Here is a 14,996-nt window from a genome sequence, read left to right as displayed (position 1 = left end):
CTACCATCGCTTCAAAACGGAAACTAATCCCGACTGATTCCATTCGATGTTCTGGTTACTTTATTCACTTTTGTAAACGCCCTGATCTCGCGATTTTTCTTCCAGGTCTCTTCAGAAACATAACTTCTTGCATGATCAAGGTGCACGCAGATCGCGCTATACCTTATCTGCTTGGACGACAAACCCATATTCACCAAACGTTCGCCCAACTCCCTATCTTCCCCACCATATTGCATCTCTTCATTGAAGCCGTTACTTGCAAGCAGATCAGCCTTCCAGCCAGAAGCATTATGACCATTCCAGGTTGGCTTGGTAGGCGTCAGCGCATTCAATGCTTTTGCAAAAAAACCTGATGCAGTCAATTTGAGAATTTTGATGCTGCTCTTCAAGCCATTCGCTTTTAACCAGTCTGCATTAAAACAACGTTGCTTAAAGATGTCATCTTTGCTAATCGCATTCGAAATATGCATAGGCAACTTGAAGTACCCACCAGAAAGGAAGTAACCCTTCTCGCGATACTTCAAATGCGTTTCCACAAAATCTTTTCTTGGAATGCAATCGCCATCTGTAAAAATTAGATAGTCTGAATTGGCAGCAAGAATAGCCTTGTTCAGAATTTTTGTTTTTTGAAATCCATGGTCTTCTTGCCAAACGTGAATAATTGGAATGGATATCAAATTACGAAGCGCATCAATGCGCGCCTTGGTTTCTGCAGTCGACCCATCATCGGCAATGATGATTTCAAAATCAGTCACCGTCTGAACACTAAAACCCCACAGCACCTTTTCAAGCCATTCAATGGCGTTGTAGGTCGTCATAATCACGGATGCATTCATCAATATTCCAGGTCCATCGCATTCAAACTAAACAGCACGCCAACTTCACAAACTTAATTCACTTCTTTTGCAAACTGCAAGTGATACAGATTTGCATACACGCCATTTTTCTCCAGCAGCTCCTGATGCGAACCCAATTCGACGAGTTGTCCTTCGGCCAAGACAGCTATCCGATCGGCACGTTCAATCGTCGACAGACGATGAGCGATCACCAAGGTCGTACGCCCTTTCATCAATTCATCCAGCGCCGCCTGTACGGCACGTTCGGATTCCGAATCCAGCGCCGACGTTGCTTCATCCAGAATCAAAATAGGTGCATCTTTGTAGATCGCGCGTGCAATGGCCATGCGCTGGCGTTGCCCACCCGACAAGCGCGAACCGTTATCGCCTATCATCGTTTCCAGCCCTTGCGGCAAACCGGCAATCACGTCATCCAGATGCGCTGCCTTGGCAGCGGCGAGCACACGATTGCGATCAGGTTCTGCATCGCCATAGGCAATATTGGCAGAAATCGTATCGTCGAATAGAACAACATGCTGGCTCACCATCGCAATTTGTTTGCGCAAGCTCGTTAACGAGACGTCTTCAATCGCATCTCCATCAATGCGAATCTCACCGGTCGTCGCGGGATAAAAACCAGGAACCAGATTAACCAGCGTGGATTTGCCACCACCTGACATGCCAACGAATGCGACGGTCTCGCCCGGCATAACGACCAGATTGATATCCTGCAGCGCCATTGCCTGGTGGCCAGGATATGAGAAGCCAAGATTGATGAAATCCAGACGCCCTGCCGCACGTCCCGGCAGGGTCTTGCCTGTTGTACGTTCCGGATTTGCATCGATCAATCCAAACACCGCTTCCGCTGCCGTCAAACCACGCTGCAAAGGACCGTTCACTTCAGCAATGCTTTTCAAAGGTGCCAACAACATCAACATCGCGGTAATGAAAGAGACAAAACCGCCGACTGTGGTTTGATTTTGTCCCGATTGAATCAATGCAATCACGATCACGATCGCCACCGCACAAGCCGCCATGATTTGCGTCACTGGGGTCGTCGCTGCCAGCGTACTTGCCATGCGCATCGTATAACTGCGCAACTTGTCGGCACGCGCTTCGAAGCGATCCCGCTCGTATTGATGCCCACCGAAAATCTTGATTACCTGACTGGCGCGCGTGGTTTCTTCCAGCACTTGTGTCAGCTCGGCATTGACTGACTGATACTCACGCGTCAATCTGCGCACACGCTTGCCAGTCATACGTACAACGATTGCAATCAATGGCAGCAATACCAGAGCAACCAGAGTCAAGCGCCAATTCAGCCATAACAAAAAGCTCAACAGAACAATTACAGTCAACGAGTCGCGAATTAACGATGTATATACTCGAGTGACCATATCGACGATCTGCTGCACTTCAAACATCATCGAATTGATCACGCGCCCTACTGAATGCGTGCTGTAAAAACCCAAAGGAACATCGAGAATGCGTGTAAACATTTTCTGCCGCAGGACATTCAACAAGCGCGACGACACCCAGGTCATCATGTATGTCGTCGTATAAGTCGAAATGCCACGCAATACAAAAATACCAATGATTGCCAACGGCACCAACCAAAGCGAGAACGTCGGTTTTCCGCCAAAACCATGATCAAGCAGCAAGCGCATCACGGCCGGGAACATAGGCTCCGTCAATGCCGTCATGATCATGCCGCAAAAGGCAATGATCAGCCGCTTCTTGTATGGGCCGAGCATGCCGAACAGGCGACTCAAATGTGCAGGGAATTTCATCTATCTATATTTCCATGTTGTAAACAGCTACAGAAACCCATTGCGACTGCGTTTGCATAAATGATGCAAGCGATCAGTCGTAAGCGATCTGTACATTTTTTTCCGAATATAAATCGATCAGTTTTTGTTTGGTGTTGTCATCCGGATTGATGCGCCATTGCTCCGCGAAGCGCAATTCCGATACGCCCTTCGGATTCTGGTATTGAATCACAACCGGACTACCGTCTGCGCGCGCTGACGCTTGCAAGGTCGCCATCAAAGCATTGACGTCTGCCGATGCCTGCAGCGATAAATAGATGCACTTGGCGTACTGAATACGCACCGCTGCGATATCCATCACTTTCTCGGCAGTGATGCGCAAGCCACCTGAAAAGCGATCTTCCGAAATTTTGCCTGAAACTGCGAGGAACTCATCTTCCTTGAACAGATTGCGATTCGCATCGAACACTTCGTTGTACACGGTCACATCGACTGTCGCGCTGCCATCGTCCAGCGTCACGATGATCATGCGACCACGTTGCGTCATCTGTGTACGTACGCCGGAAATCACACCGGCTATCGTGCGTGGTTCGCGCGATGGTTCCAGTTTGCTCAAACTGGTACGTGCAAAACGACGCGCTTCTTCCGCATATGCATTGAACAAATGGCCGGATAGATAAAAACCCAACGCGGCTTTTTCTTCGGTCAGTTTTTGCTTGTCGCTCCACGGCGATACCTTGACGTATTCCGGCGGCGTTTCCAGATCGCTATCGTCACCACCAAACAAACTAACCTGATTTGCTGCCGCTTCAGCCTGTTCCGCGCATTCCATCGCAAAACCGACAGATGCCAATAGAATCGCGCGATCGACGTTGAAGCAATCGAAAGCACCCGCGCGTATCAACGAATCAATGGTGCGGCGATTGATCTGGCGTTTATCTACGCGTTTGCAGAAGTCGAACAAATCGGTAAATGGCTTGTCCTGGCGCGCATTGACGATCGCATCAATCGCGCCTTTTCCTGAGCCTTTGACCGCGCCAAGACCATAGCGTATCTGCATGGCTTTTTTGCCTGGCACACCGACAGGCGTAAAACGATAATCGGATTGATTGATGTCTGGCGGCAACAAAGTCAAACCGCAAATATCGAGCGCATCTTCAACCAGAATCTTGATCTTGTCGGTGTCGTCCATCGCCAGCGACAAGTTGGCTGCCATGAACGCGGCTGGATGATGCGCTTTTAAATAGGCTGTGTGATACGACAGCAAAGCGTAAGCAGCGGCATGCGATTTATTAAAACCGTAGCCGGCAAACTTTTCCATCAAATCGAAAATCTCGTCGGCTTTTTCAGCAGACAGATCATTCTTCGCCGCGCCGGCACGGAACAGCTCGCGATGCTGCGCCATTTCTTCGGCTTTTTTCTTACCCATCGCGCGACGCAACAGATCTGCGCCACCCAGCGAGTAACCGCCGATGACCTGCGCCATCTGCATCACCTGTTCCTGATACACCATGATGCCGTAGGTTTCGGACAAGATGGCTTCGGTACGCGGATCCGGATATTCAAAACGTTCACCGTGTTTGCGTCGGCAGAAATCAGGAATCAGATCCATAGGACCCGGACGGTATAAAGCGACCAGCGCGATAATGTCTTCGAAGCGATCGGGGCGCGCATCTTTCAGCATGCCTTGCATGCCACGGCTTTCCAGCTGGAAGACGGCGACGGTTTTCGCCTTGGTTAGCAGCTCGTATGACGGTCTATCGTTCAGCGGTAATTTTTCCAGCGCAAAGTCCGCCATTGCCGGATCAAGATCCTTGATGTAACGCACTGCGCGATCCAGAATCGTCAGCGTGGTCAAACCCAAAAAGTCGAACTTCACCAGACCGACGGCTTCAACGTCGTCTTTATCGTATTGCGACACCACGCCGGCGTCGCCGCCCTGCGTGTACAAAGGACAGAAGTCAGTCAGCTTGCCCGGCGCGATCAACACACCACCGGCATGCATACCGATGTTGCGGGCGATGCCTTCAACTTGTTGCGCCAGCTCCAGCAACTGTTTTACTTCTTCTTCATTTTCCAGACGTTCCGCCAGCAACGGCTCTTCCTTGATCGCATCAGCTATCGTGACCAGCTTGCCCGGCTTGAATGGAATCAGCTTGGAAATGCCATCGCAGAAGTTGTAGCCGAAATCCAGCACGCGACCAACGTCACGCACCGCACCTTTGGCCGCCATCGTACCGAAGGTGGCAATCTGCGACACCGCATCCTTGCCGTATTGATCCTTCACATATTGAATGACGCGATCGCGCCCTTCCTGGCAAAAATCGATATCGAAATCGGGCATGGAAACCCGCTCAGGATTCAGAAAACGCTCGAACAGCAGGTTGTATTGCAGCGGATCCAGATCCGTAATCAATAGCGAATACGCCACCAGCGAGCCAGCCCCCGAACCGCGGCCAGGCCCGACCGGTACGCCATTGTTTTTTGCCCACTTGATAAAGTCGGCCACGATCAGGAAGTAGCCGGGGAAGCCCATGTGGATGATGGTATCTGTCTCGAACTTCAAGCGCGCCTGATAACGCTCGCGATTTTTTTCGCGCAGTTCAGGATCTGGATACAAATGTTCCAGGCGTCCGTCCAGACCACGTTGCGCTTCCTTGACCAGGAATTCATCAATTGAAGAACCGTCAGGTGTTGGGAAATTAGGCAACTTCGGCTTGCCCAGTTCCAGCACCAGATTGCAGCGCTTGGCGATTTCTACCGAGTTCTGTAATGCATTTGGCATATCGGCAAACAGCTCGACCATTTCCGCTTGCGTGGTAAAGCGCTGCCGCTCATTGAAGCGCTTGATGCGGCGCGGATTTGCAAGAATTTCGCCTTCAGAAATACAGGTGCGTGCTTCATGCGCGGTGAATTCAGCCTGATCCAGAAATTGCACAGGATGCGTCGCTACCAAAGGCAGATTCAGTTTGGCCGCAAGCACCGATGCCTGGCGCACATGCGCATCCATATTCGGCTGATCGGCGCGCTGGACTTCAATATAGAAATGACCGGGGAAAATTTCTGCCCAACGCTTGGCGTTACGCTCGGCGCCGGCCAGATTGCCGTTATCGATCGCCATACCGACATCGCCAAAATGCGCGCCGGATAAAACAATCAAACCATTCGGCCCACCTTCTGCGGCAAGTTGTTCCAGCCACTCGGGACGAATTTCGGCACGACCGCGATGCAGATTGGTCAGCCATGCTTTGGACAATAATTCGCAGAGTTGCAAATAACCGGTCTTGTTCTTGACCAATAACAACAAGCGCGATGGCTTGTCCTTATCGTTATCGTTGCTGATCCAGACGTCGCAACCGACGATGGGCTTGATGCCTTTGGAACGCGCTTCTTTATAGAATTTGACCATGCCAAACAGGTTGGCCAGATCGGTAATCGCGAGCGAAGGCTGCGCATCGGCAGCGGCGGCGGCGATCACGTCATCGATGCGGACCAGACCGTCGACGATGGAATATTCGGAATGCAGGCGGAGGTGAGTAAATTGCGGAGAAATCATGGCCGTATTCTACCGCGACCACTCCTTTCAACAGACATTTCAGCATTCCTGAATGCGAAGTTTATAATGTCGACTTGTTCATGCCTTGCTGCATCCCGTTCCCGGCCGTTTTTGTTCAATTTATCGTCGGGACCAAGCGCAAAAAAGCCGGCCATGAGCAGTAGAACATTGTCCTCTTTACAAGAGCAATCACCTCAAGAAGCAAGCATGCAATCCACATCTTTCGTTAATATCGCCGCCTATAAATTCATCAGCTTTGACGATACGGCAGACAAGCGCCCGGAATTTATCGCCAAGTGCAATCAATTGTCGCTAAAAGGCACCGTTCTGCTCAGCCCGGAAGGCATTAATCTTTTTCTGGCTGGAACACGCTCGGACATAGACAGTTTTCTTGCATGGGTACGGGCCGATGCGCGCTTTGCCGATCTGGAAGTGAAAGAAAGCTATTCCGAAGACCAGCCCTTCAAATACATGCTGGTCAAGCTGAAGCGCGAAATCATTACGATGAAGCATCCACTAATCAAACCGGAAGAAGGCCGCGCGCCGTCCGTAGCCGCGACCACACTGAAGCGCTGGCTGGATCAAGGTCATGACGACGACGGCAAACCGGTCATCATGATGGATACGCGCAATGCATTTGAAGTTGATGTCGGCACCTTCGACAACACCATCGATTATCGTATAGATAAATTCAGCGAATTCCCCGAGATTGTCGCTAAAAATAAAGATGCCTTGAACGACAAGACTGTTGTTACGTTCTGCACAGGCGGCATACGCTGTGAAAAAGCTGCGATCTATATGAAAGATGTCGGCTACAACAGCGTCTATCAACTCGATGGCGGCATCCTGAAATATTTTGAAGAAGTCGGCGGCGATCATTACACTGGCGACTGCTTCGTATTCGATCATCGCACCGCACTCAATCCACGACTGGAACCGAGCTTGCCGGTACAGTGCGCGCATTGCGACGCGACTGTGTCACCGCGCGAACAATTGTCGCCATTATTCAGTGCGGGCAAATCCTGCCCGCACTGCGCATCAGTAAGTGAGCAAGCTTCAAGCGAAAATTCGCAAGCAACAGCCGCACTCAACTCTCTTTAATTTAAAGAAGCCAACATGATCACTATCAACGGCACAATCAAGGTCGACAACGCAGCACCCTTTGTCCTGTTCGGCGGCATCAACGTGCTCGAATCACGCGACCTCGCCATGCGCTCATGCGAAGAATATGTGCGCGTGACCAGCAAGCTTGGCATTTCCTACGTCTTCAAGGCATCGTTCGACAAAGCCAATCGCTCATCTATTCATTCCTATCGCGGCCCTGGCCTCGAAGAAGGTCTGCGCATTTTTGAGGACGTGAAGAAAACTTTCGGCGTACCGCTCATCACCGATGTGCACGAACCGCATCAGGCAGCACCAGTGGCTGAAGTTGTGGACGTATTGCAATTGCCCGCCTTCCTCGCACGTCAAACTGATTTGGTAGTCGCGCTGGCCAAAACCAATCGCGTCATCAATATCAAAAAACCGCAATTTCTCAGCCCGTCGCAAATGGCTAACATCGTCGAAAAATTCCGCGAAGCCGGCAACGAACAATTGATCCTGTGCGAGCGCGGCAGCAATTTCGGTTACGACAATCTAGTAGTCGACATGCTCGGCTTCGGCGTGATGAAAAAGACCTGTAATAATTTGCCGATCATCTTCGATGTTACCCACGCGCTGCAGCAACGCGATCCGGGTGGTGCCGCATCGGGCGGGCGTCGTGAACAAGTACTGGATCTGGCACGTGCTGGTATGGGTGTTGGCCTGGCGGGATTATTTTTGGAAGCGCATCCTGATCCCAAGAATGCAAAATGCGATGGGCCTAGTGCTTTGCCGCTGGATAAGCTGGAGCCGTTTTTGACACAGTTGAAGCAGCTGGATGATTTGGTGAAATCATTTGCACCATTGGATATTGAAGCTTAATTTCTAATTGATTTGAGTCAAATAAAAAGCGCGGCATCTTTTGGATGCCGCGCTTTTTTATATCACTGATGCGAGCTTATCGCACCAGATCAAACACCAACACTTCTGCCTGCTGACCATTACTGATATCGACAGTCGCGACATCCGACAATTTCACTGCATCACCCGTTTTCAGCTCAACGCCATTCACGGTCACTGCACCACGTGCGACGTGAATATACGCAAGACGTCCGGCGGCGATAGTCAGCGATGCCGTTTCAGCACCATCGAACAAACCTGCATACAGCTTTGCATCCTGATGAATCAGCACGGAACCGTCTTCACCATCCGAGCTGGCAATCAAACGCAGGCGACCGCGTTTTTCTTCCGCCGAGAAATTTTTCTCTTCATAGCTAGGTGGAATACCCTTCACATTAGGCTGGATCCAGATTTGCAGAAAATGCGTGGTCTGATCTTTTGCGTGATTGAATTCCGAATGGCGTACGCCGCTACCAGCACTCATTCTTTGCACATCACCAGGACGAATCACGCTGCCAGTACCCATACTGTCTTTGTGCGCCAGTTCGCCATCCAGCACATAGCTGATGATTTCCATATCGCGATGACCATGGGTGCCGAAGCCGCCACCAGCATTGACGCGATCTTCATTGATCACGCGCAGCGGGCCAAAACCCATGTGTTGTTCGTCGTAATATTCACCGAACGAGAAGCTGTGATACGAGTCGAGCCAACCGTGATTAGCGTGGCCGCGATCTGTACTTTTACGAATTTCAAACATGATATGTTCCTTTCGGTGAGTTTTATTGTATGACTTAGGCTTCAACCTATGGATGTAACTATAGATGATCAAAACTCATCGAATAAGGGCATAATTGCGTACAAGTCATTCAAATAATTTGAATATTGGATTTCACCATGAATTTGACGCTGGAAGCGATACGCATCCTCGACACCATAGACCGTAAAGGCAGCTTCGGTGCGGCAGCGGTAGCGCTTGATCGCGTACCGTCTGCGCTGACCTATAGCGTGCGCAAACTGGAAGAAGATCTGGACGTGCTGTTGTTCGACAGGCGCGGCCATAGAGCAAAGCTGACTGCAGCCGGACAGGAATTACTGACCGAAGGCCGCCATCTGTTGCGCGCCGCCGACGAACTTGAGCAGCGCGTCAAGCGCACCGCCAGCGGTTGGGAAGTCGAGTTACGCATCGTGCTCGATGCCTTGATTCCTTATGAAAAAATGATTCCATTAATTAATGAATGCGACCTGCAAAGTTCAGGCACGCAGTTGCGCTTCTCCACCGAAGTACTGTCCGGCACTTGGGAAAAACTGATCAATGGTGAAGCCGATCTCGCCATCGGTATTTCGTATGACGGCCCGGATCTGGTGCGCGGCTCAGGCGGCTTTCGCGCCAAGCCTATGGGCGAAGTCGATTGGGTATTCGCCGTCGCGCCTACCCATCCGCTGGCAAAACTGGATGAGCCACTATCAGCGAGCGTCGTGCAACAACACCGTGCGATCTCGGTCGGCGACAGCGGCCGCATGCTACCGCGTATTACATCTGGCTTGCTGACAGGACAATCAACGCTGACAGTACCAACCGTGCGCGACAAACTGGCGGCGCAAGTTGCCGGCCTGGGTTGCGGCCATTTACCGCGGAAATGGGCACAACCGTATTTCGATACCGGCGCACTGATAGAGAAGCAAACCAATGAAACCAAACCCGACGGCGCGTTGCAATACGCATGGCGCACAGACTCACGTGGCAAATGCCTGAAATGGTTTTTAGCAAAGCTGGCCGATCCAGACGTCCAACGAAAATTACTGGCGGAGTAAGTAATGGCTAACCCATTAAACCAATACATAGGCCGTTTCGCCCCCTCCCCCAGCGGACCTTTGCACGCAGGCTCACTAGTCGCAGCGATGGCTAGTTATCTCGACGCCAAGGCGCATCAAGGCCTATGGCTGGTGCGCATAGAAGACATCGACGAGATGCGCACCGTGCCCGGCGCAACAGAAAGCATCATGCAAGCACTCGCCATCTTCGGTATGCAACATGATGGTGAACTTGTCATTCAAAGCCAGCGCAAGCCGCTGTATCAAGCCGCCTTCGACAAGCTGGCAGGGCATACCTATGCATGCGCTTGCACGCGCAAGGAAATTGCCGATTCGCGTCTCGGCATTGCCGCCGATGGCGCTGCGATTTATCCAGGAACATGTCGCAACGGAGTGAGTGTGGGCAGGATTGCACGCACCTTGCGCGTACGCGTTCCTGCATCAAACGAGAATAATGAAACGATTACCTTCAACGATAGATGGCTAGGCCCATTGACCCAGCATTTGGCAACTGAAGTCGGCGATTTTGTTTTAAAGCGTGCAGACGGATACTGGGCGTATCAACTGGCAGTCGTGGTGGACGACGCCGCCCAAGGCGTGACGCATGTTGTGCGCGGCACAGATTTACTCGAATCCACAGGGCGGCAAATCTATCTGCAACGCCTGCTAGATTTGCCAACACCGCATTACATGCATGTGCCGGTTGTGTTGAATGAAGTCGGGGAAAAATTATCAAAGCAAACCGGAGCGCAAGCGCTCGATCTGAACAATCCTTTGAGCGAGTTATTGCGCGCAGCGCGCTTCATGCAATTACAGATCGATCACGCAGATTCGATTGCAGAGTTCTGGCAAAAGGCCATCGCTGATTGGAAAAGAAGGTTCGGCGATTAAAATTGCCAATAAAAAAGGACGCCTAAGCGTCCTTTTTTATTGGCCCAACAGCGACGATTTAACGCTTAGGCATGCCGCCCAACAACGCTGCCATCTTGTGCTTCTGCGGCTTGGCTGCAGCTTGCTCTGCTGGCTTGCTTTCACGTACCGACGACACTGAAGGCTCGTAAGGTTTGGTGAAAAAAGGATCAATCTTTTCTTTACGCGGTGAAGCTGCATAAGCACTGCGACTACCATTTGATGCTGCGCCGCCGCTGCGCTCTACTTCACGTGGTTCACGTGGCGGGCGAGCGAAAGATTCTTCACGACGCGGGCTGCGCTCTTGCGGCCGACGATCGCTGCTGCGGTCATTACGATCGTTGTTACGTTCGCCACCACGCTCATTACTGCGCGCAGATGACGGAGTAAAGCCAACCAGTTCCGCCGGTATAAACGTATGCTTGATCATCTTTTCGATATCGACCAGCAGACGCGCATCCTTGTCCGAGAACAAGGAAATCGCATCGCCCGATGCACCTGCACGACCGGTACGACCGATACGATGCACATAATCTTCTGCGTTGTACGGCAAGTCGAAGTTGATCACGCAAGGCAGCTCGGCGATGTCCAGGCCGCGCGCTGCAACGTCAGTTGCGACCAGCACTTCTATCGAACCGTTCTTGAATGCTTCCAGCGCTTGCATACGCTCCGATTGGGTTTTGTCGCCGTGGATAGCTGAAGCTTTGACGCCTTCGTTTTCCAGTTGGCGCGCCAGACGTGATGCGCCGATTTTGGTATTCGAGAAAACGATGACCTGCTTCAAGCCGCGCTGACGGATGATGTAAGACACCGCATCGCGCTTCGCTTCTTCTTCGACCTTGTAAACAATTTGCGTCACATTCTCGGCCGTCGCATTGCTGCGCGCGACTTCGATCGTGACCGGATCTTTCAGGAAGGTCGCAGCCAGCTTCTTGATCTCTGTCGAGAAGGTCGCGGAAAACATCAGGTTCTGACGCTTCTTAGGCAACAGGTTGATGATGCGTTGCAGGTCGGGCAAAAAGCCCATGTCCAGCATACGATCGGCTTCATCCATCACCAGAATTTGCGTCTGCGACAGGTTGATGGTTTTTTGCTGTACGTGATCGAGCAAACGACCCGGCGTGGCGATGACGATTTCCACACCATTACGCAAGGCTGCGGTTTGCGGTGCCATGTCCATGCCGCCAAATACAACCAGCGAACGCAATGGGGTGTGACGGCAATAAGCTTTGACGTTGGCGGCAACCTGATCGGCCAGTTCGCGTGTCGGCGTCAGGATCAATGCGCGCACAGGATGACGCGCAGGCGATGCGCTGGTGCTGGCGTGCGCCAGCAATAACTGAATGATAGGCAGCGAGAAGCCTGCGGTTTTACCGGTACCGGTTTGTGCCGCGCCCATCAAGTCTATGCCCTTGAGCACGATAGGAATTGCTTCAGCCTGGATAGGCGTCGGATGCACATAACCCTGATCGTTCAGAGCGCGCAAAATTTCCGGGGCAAGACCCAAGTCTGCAAAACGGATGGCTGGCGGCGCATCGGATGCAACCGTCACATGGACTGGCGGCTGAATATCGGATTGATTATCTGACTGAATATCGGACATGATTTGTAGCAGGCCTTGCCTCAAGCGGAGGCGACATGATAGCTGGCGATGGTGAGAACGTAGCGCTCAACTGATCCGAAAAAGACCTGGCTCTTTCGATAAATTTGAATGTTTTATTTGGTGATGAAACGAGGAGCATGCACAGACGCAGGACGCTATTGAAAATCGTGACCATCTCGACCGCCATTGCCACCTCGACAGTGACAGGCTGCATTATACGCCGGATGATGAATTGTCGTGATTTATCAATGAGTTGGCTGCCAAATGCAGGGAAATAGAGGGCTGCTGCCGATCCGCACTGCTGCGCTGCGGCATTCATCCGCTAAATTTACGAATCTCTAGCGCATCCTGCCAAGCTAAACTTATCAAGTTGCCATCAGTTAAAAATTACAAAAGCGACTTTAGTAAAAAGAGGGAGAGTGCTAGTGGAAATTTCAACATGGAATTCGCTCGACGTAGCGAAATTGATCGTCTCCATTCTGACGCCGGTTTTCGTCCTGATACTCGGCATCATCATTAACAAGTCCGTCAAGAACGCCGAACGCGCAGCCGGTCTGCGCAGCGAAATTTATAAAACCATAGGCGGCGAGCTGAACGACATTTATTGTTACCTGTCCTTTGTCGGCTGCTGGAAAGAATTCAGCCCCGCCGAAGTCGTGGCAAAAAAACCCGCCGTGGATAAAGCGATGTACACCTACAAACCCTTCTTCTCGCAAGAATTGTTCAACACTTACCACCGCTTCATGATCGAAGCCTTCAAGCCCTTTGGTGGCCCAGGGCTGGATGCAAAAATACGCAGCGAGATATCGACGCAAGTCGGCGACCGGCGTGTGCATTATTCAAAGATTTGGGAAAACTCGTGGGAACATCAATTCACGAAGGAATGCAATGACATGGCGCAGCAAGTCGCTTATGAAAAATTCATGGAACAACTTGCTCGGGATTTGAAGCTATAGATCAGCGTTTCATATAATCAATTTCATCGTTACTACGGATATCAAGTCACAGCACCATCAACCGTTCGCTACCGCATCGATACTTCCTGTCAAAAATATAAGCTAAGCCATTGCAGCGCTATCGCCCCTCATGCCGGCTACCGAAATAGTGTGAAAAAGTGATATAAACAAAATTAACAAATAACACAAAGTTGAAAATGCCTCTTGGCAAGCAATCACATTTGATCTCCTCTTCAGCACAGAGCCTGATGACAGCTGACGTCTCCGAGTTCTTCGAAGGTAGCCCGGTTCCTACATTTGCTATTGATAATGACCATGTCATCACACACTGGAACCGCGCCTGCGAATTGATCAGCGGATTAACCGCGGCCGAAATGGTAGGCACACGCAACCATTGGCGTTTTTTGTATACGCATGAAAGGCCTTTGCTGGTTGACCTGATCGTGGCCGGCACGATAGAACAAAGCGTCAATGTGCTCTACGCCAATAAGCCGCGACGCTCGGACCTAATCAAAGGCACTTATCAGATTGAGGATTTCTTCCCGCGCTTGGGTGAAGCTGGACGCTGGCTTTCATTTTCTGCGTCGGCACTGCGCAATTCGGAAGGCCAGACTGTCGGAGCGATTGAGGTTCTGCAAGATATCACGCAACAAAAATCTGCAGAGATAGCGCTGCAGGCAGCGCATGACGATCTTGAGCAGCAAGTAGAAGAACGCACGACAGAATTGAATAAAACCAATGACAGTCTCAAGGACGTCAATAGAAAACTGAATACCAGCTTTCTAACCACGATCAAGATTTTCTCGAACCTGATCGAAATGCGTGCAGGTCATATGGCTGGCCACTCAAGGCGCGTCGCTGAACTTGCGCGACGTATTGCAGTGCGCATGGATGTCGATTTCCATACTACGCAAGAAATTTTTGTCGCCGGCTTATTACACAACATTGGAAAAATCGGTTTTTCGGATGAATTGCTGGCGACCTCGCTCAATCAAATGAATGGCGACACACTCGGCGTATATCAAAGATTTACAGTACGTGGCGAACAATTGCTGATGCCTTTGCAGGATATGGCAACCATTGCGCACATCATTCGCTGGCAACAGGAACGCTTCGATGGTGCTGGTTATCCGGATCGTTTAGCCGGGGAAAATATACCTATAGGTGCCCGCATCCTTGCTATCGCCAGCGATTACGAAAATCTGCAAAACGGCACTCTATTGCAACGTCACTTGCGCGACGATCAAGCCTTCAACATGGTGCTGCGTGGCGAAGGCAAGCGTTACGATCCTGCCGTCGTACTCGCGTTTCAGGCAGTCATCACAGGCGTCATCAGCCCAACGGCAGAAGCGCATGTAGAACTATTCACTTCCCAACTCAAACCCGGCATGGTCATCGCACGCGATTTGATCGGTCAGGATAATTTCTTGTTGCTGTCCACCGATCATGTTCTCGATGAACGACTCATCAACAAGATCATTTCGTTTGAAAGTGCCTGGGGCGTGCGCATGACGATTTGGGTCAAGGTACCGAACAAAGAAGAGGTAGTGGCCGTATAGAGCATCCATCACG

At 51.1% G+C, this 14,996-nt stretch carries 11 protein-coding genes; 6 read left to right on the top strand and 5 right to left on the bottom strand.

Annotated features, from left to right (window positions below; translation table 11 throughout):
• Positions 1-23: 23 nt before the first annotated feature.
• The 3 genes from Hfont_RS13565 to dnaE form a co-directional block, all read right to left on the bottom strand.
• Complete coding sequence (locus Hfont_RS13565; protein ID WP_112992944.1) at positions 24-836, bottom strand: glycosyltransferase family 2 protein; 813 nt, start codon at positions 834-836, stop codon at positions 24-26.
• Positions 837-889: 53 nt separating this feature from the next.
• Positions 890-2,626, bottom strand: a complete 1,737-nt coding sequence (gene msbA, locus Hfont_RS13560; RefSeq protein ID WP_112992943.1) for a lipid A export permease/ATP-binding protein MsbA — start codon at positions 2,624-2,626, stop codon at positions 890-892.
• A gap of 73 nt (positions 2,627-2,699) precedes the next feature.
• The gene (dnaE, locus tag Hfont_RS13555; protein ID WP_112992942.1) at positions 2,700-6,161 is read right to left on the bottom strand and encodes a DNA polymerase III subunit alpha; all 3,462 of its coding nucleotides are present in this window, start codon (positions 6,159-6,161) and stop codon (positions 2,700-2,702) included.
• 207 nt (positions 6,162-6,368) lie between these two features.
• Between dnaE and Hfont_RS13550 the strand changes: the two genes are divergently transcribed.
• On the top strand, positions 6,369-7,262 hold the full coding sequence (locus tag Hfont_RS13550) for a sulfurtransferase (RefSeq protein ID WP_112992941.1): 894 nt from the start codon (positions 6,369-6,371) through the stop codon (positions 7,260-7,262).
• A gap of 15 nt (positions 7,263-7,277) precedes the next feature.
• Positions 7,278-8,123 (top strand): 3-deoxy-8-phosphooctulonate synthase, encoded by an 846-nt coding sequence (gene kdsA, locus Hfont_RS13545; RefSeq protein ID WP_112992940.1) that lies wholly within the window; start codon positions 7,278-7,280, stop codon positions 8,121-8,123.
• Positions 8,124-8,199: 76 nt separating this feature from the next.
• On the opposite strand, the gene Hfont_RS13540 is transcribed toward kdsA, so the two are convergent.
• Positions 8,200-8,901 carry a pirin family protein gene (locus Hfont_RS13540; protein WP_112992939.1) on the bottom strand — a complete coding sequence of 234 codons (702 nt, stop codon included), beginning with the start codon at positions 8,899-8,901 and terminating at the stop codon, positions 8,200-8,202.
• 137 nt (positions 8,902-9,038) lie between these two features.
• Here Hfont_RS13540 and Hfont_RS13535 point away from each other — a divergent pair, with 137 nt between their 5' ends.
• Both Hfont_RS13535 and gluQRS read left to right on the top strand, forming a co-directional pair.
• On the top strand, positions 9,039-9,956 hold the full coding sequence (locus Hfont_RS13535) for a LysR family transcriptional regulator (protein WP_112992938.1): 918 nt from the start codon (positions 9,039-9,041) through the stop codon (positions 9,954-9,956).
• A 3-nt stretch (positions 9,957-9,959) separates the two neighbouring features.
• On the top strand, positions 9,960-10,847 hold the full coding sequence (gene gluQRS, locus Hfont_RS13530) for a tRNA glutamyl-Q(34) synthetase GluQRS (protein WP_112992937.1): 888 nt from the start codon (positions 9,960-9,962) through the stop codon (positions 10,845-10,847).
• Between the two features lie 58 nt (positions 10,848-10,905).
• Here gluQRS and Hfont_RS13525 read toward each other — a convergent pair whose 3' ends face one another.
• Positions 10,906-12,468 (bottom strand): DEAD/DEAH box helicase, encoded by a 1,563-nt coding sequence (locus Hfont_RS13525; protein WP_112992936.1) that lies wholly within the window; start codon positions 12,466-12,468, stop codon positions 10,906-10,908.
• 425 nt (positions 12,469-12,893) lie between these two features.
• On the opposite strand from Hfont_RS13525, the gene Hfont_RS13520 reads away from it, so the two are divergent.
• A complete protein-coding gene (locus tag Hfont_RS13520) occupies positions 12,894-13,424 on the top strand; it encodes a hypothetical protein (protein ID WP_112992935.1) in 531 nt (176 codons plus the stop codon).
• A gap of 248 nt (positions 13,425-13,672) precedes the next feature.
• Positions 13,673-14,983, top strand: a complete 1,311-nt coding sequence (locus Hfont_RS13515) for an HD domain-containing phosphohydrolase (RefSeq protein ID WP_162845915.1) — start codon at positions 13,673-13,675, stop codon at positions 14,981-14,983.
• Positions 14,984-14,996: the final 13 nt, after the last annotated feature.

This window comes from Herminiimonas fonticola (assembly GCF_003293745.1).
Classification (GTDB): Bacteria; Pseudomonadota; Gammaproteobacteria; order Burkholderiales; family Burkholderiaceae_D; genus Oxalicibacterium; species Oxalicibacterium fonticola.
This window is presented reverse-complemented; position numbering and strand designations above follow the sequence as displayed.

What these genes read in the sequence shown, in the direction of transcription:
- Hfont_RS13565 (WP_112992944.1), bottom strand. Translation starts at nt 836, where the DNA reads ATGAATGCATCCGTGATTATGACGACCTACAACGCCATTGAATGGCTT.
- msbA (WP_112992943.1), bottom strand. Translation starts at nt 2,626, where the DNA reads ATGAAATTCCCTGCACATTTGAGTCGCCTGTTCGGCATGCTCGGCCCA.
- dnaE (WP_112992942.1), bottom strand. Translation starts at nt 6,161, where the DNA reads ATGATTTCTCCGCAATTTACTCACCTCCGCCTGCATTCCGAATATTCC.
- Hfont_RS13550 (WP_112992941.1), top strand. Translation starts at nt 6,369, where the DNA reads ATGCAATCCACATCTTTCGTTAATATCGCCGCCTATAAATTCATCAGC.
- kdsA (WP_112992940.1), top strand. Translation starts at nt 7,278, where the DNA reads ATGATCACTATCAACGGCACAATCAAGGTCGACAACGCAGCACCCTTT.
- Hfont_RS13540 (WP_112992939.1), bottom strand. Translation starts at nt 8,901, where the DNA reads ATGTTTGAAATTCGTAAAAGTACAGATCGCGGCCACGCTAATCACGGT.
- Hfont_RS13535 (WP_112992938.1), top strand. Translation starts at nt 9,039, where the DNA reads ATGAATTTGACGCTGGAAGCGATACGCATCCTCGACACCATAGACCGT.
- gluQRS (WP_112992937.1), top strand. Translation starts at nt 9,960, where the DNA reads ATGGCTAACCCATTAAACCAATACATAGGCCGTTTCGCCCCCTCCCCC.
- Hfont_RS13525 (WP_112992936.1), bottom strand. Translation starts at nt 12,468, where the DNA reads ATGTCCGATATTCAGTCAGATAATCAATCCGATATTCAGCCGCCAGTC.
- Hfont_RS13515 (WP_162845915.1), top strand. Translation starts at nt 13,673, where the DNA reads ATGACAGCTGACGTCTCCGAGTTCTTCGAAGGTAGCCCGGTTCCTACA.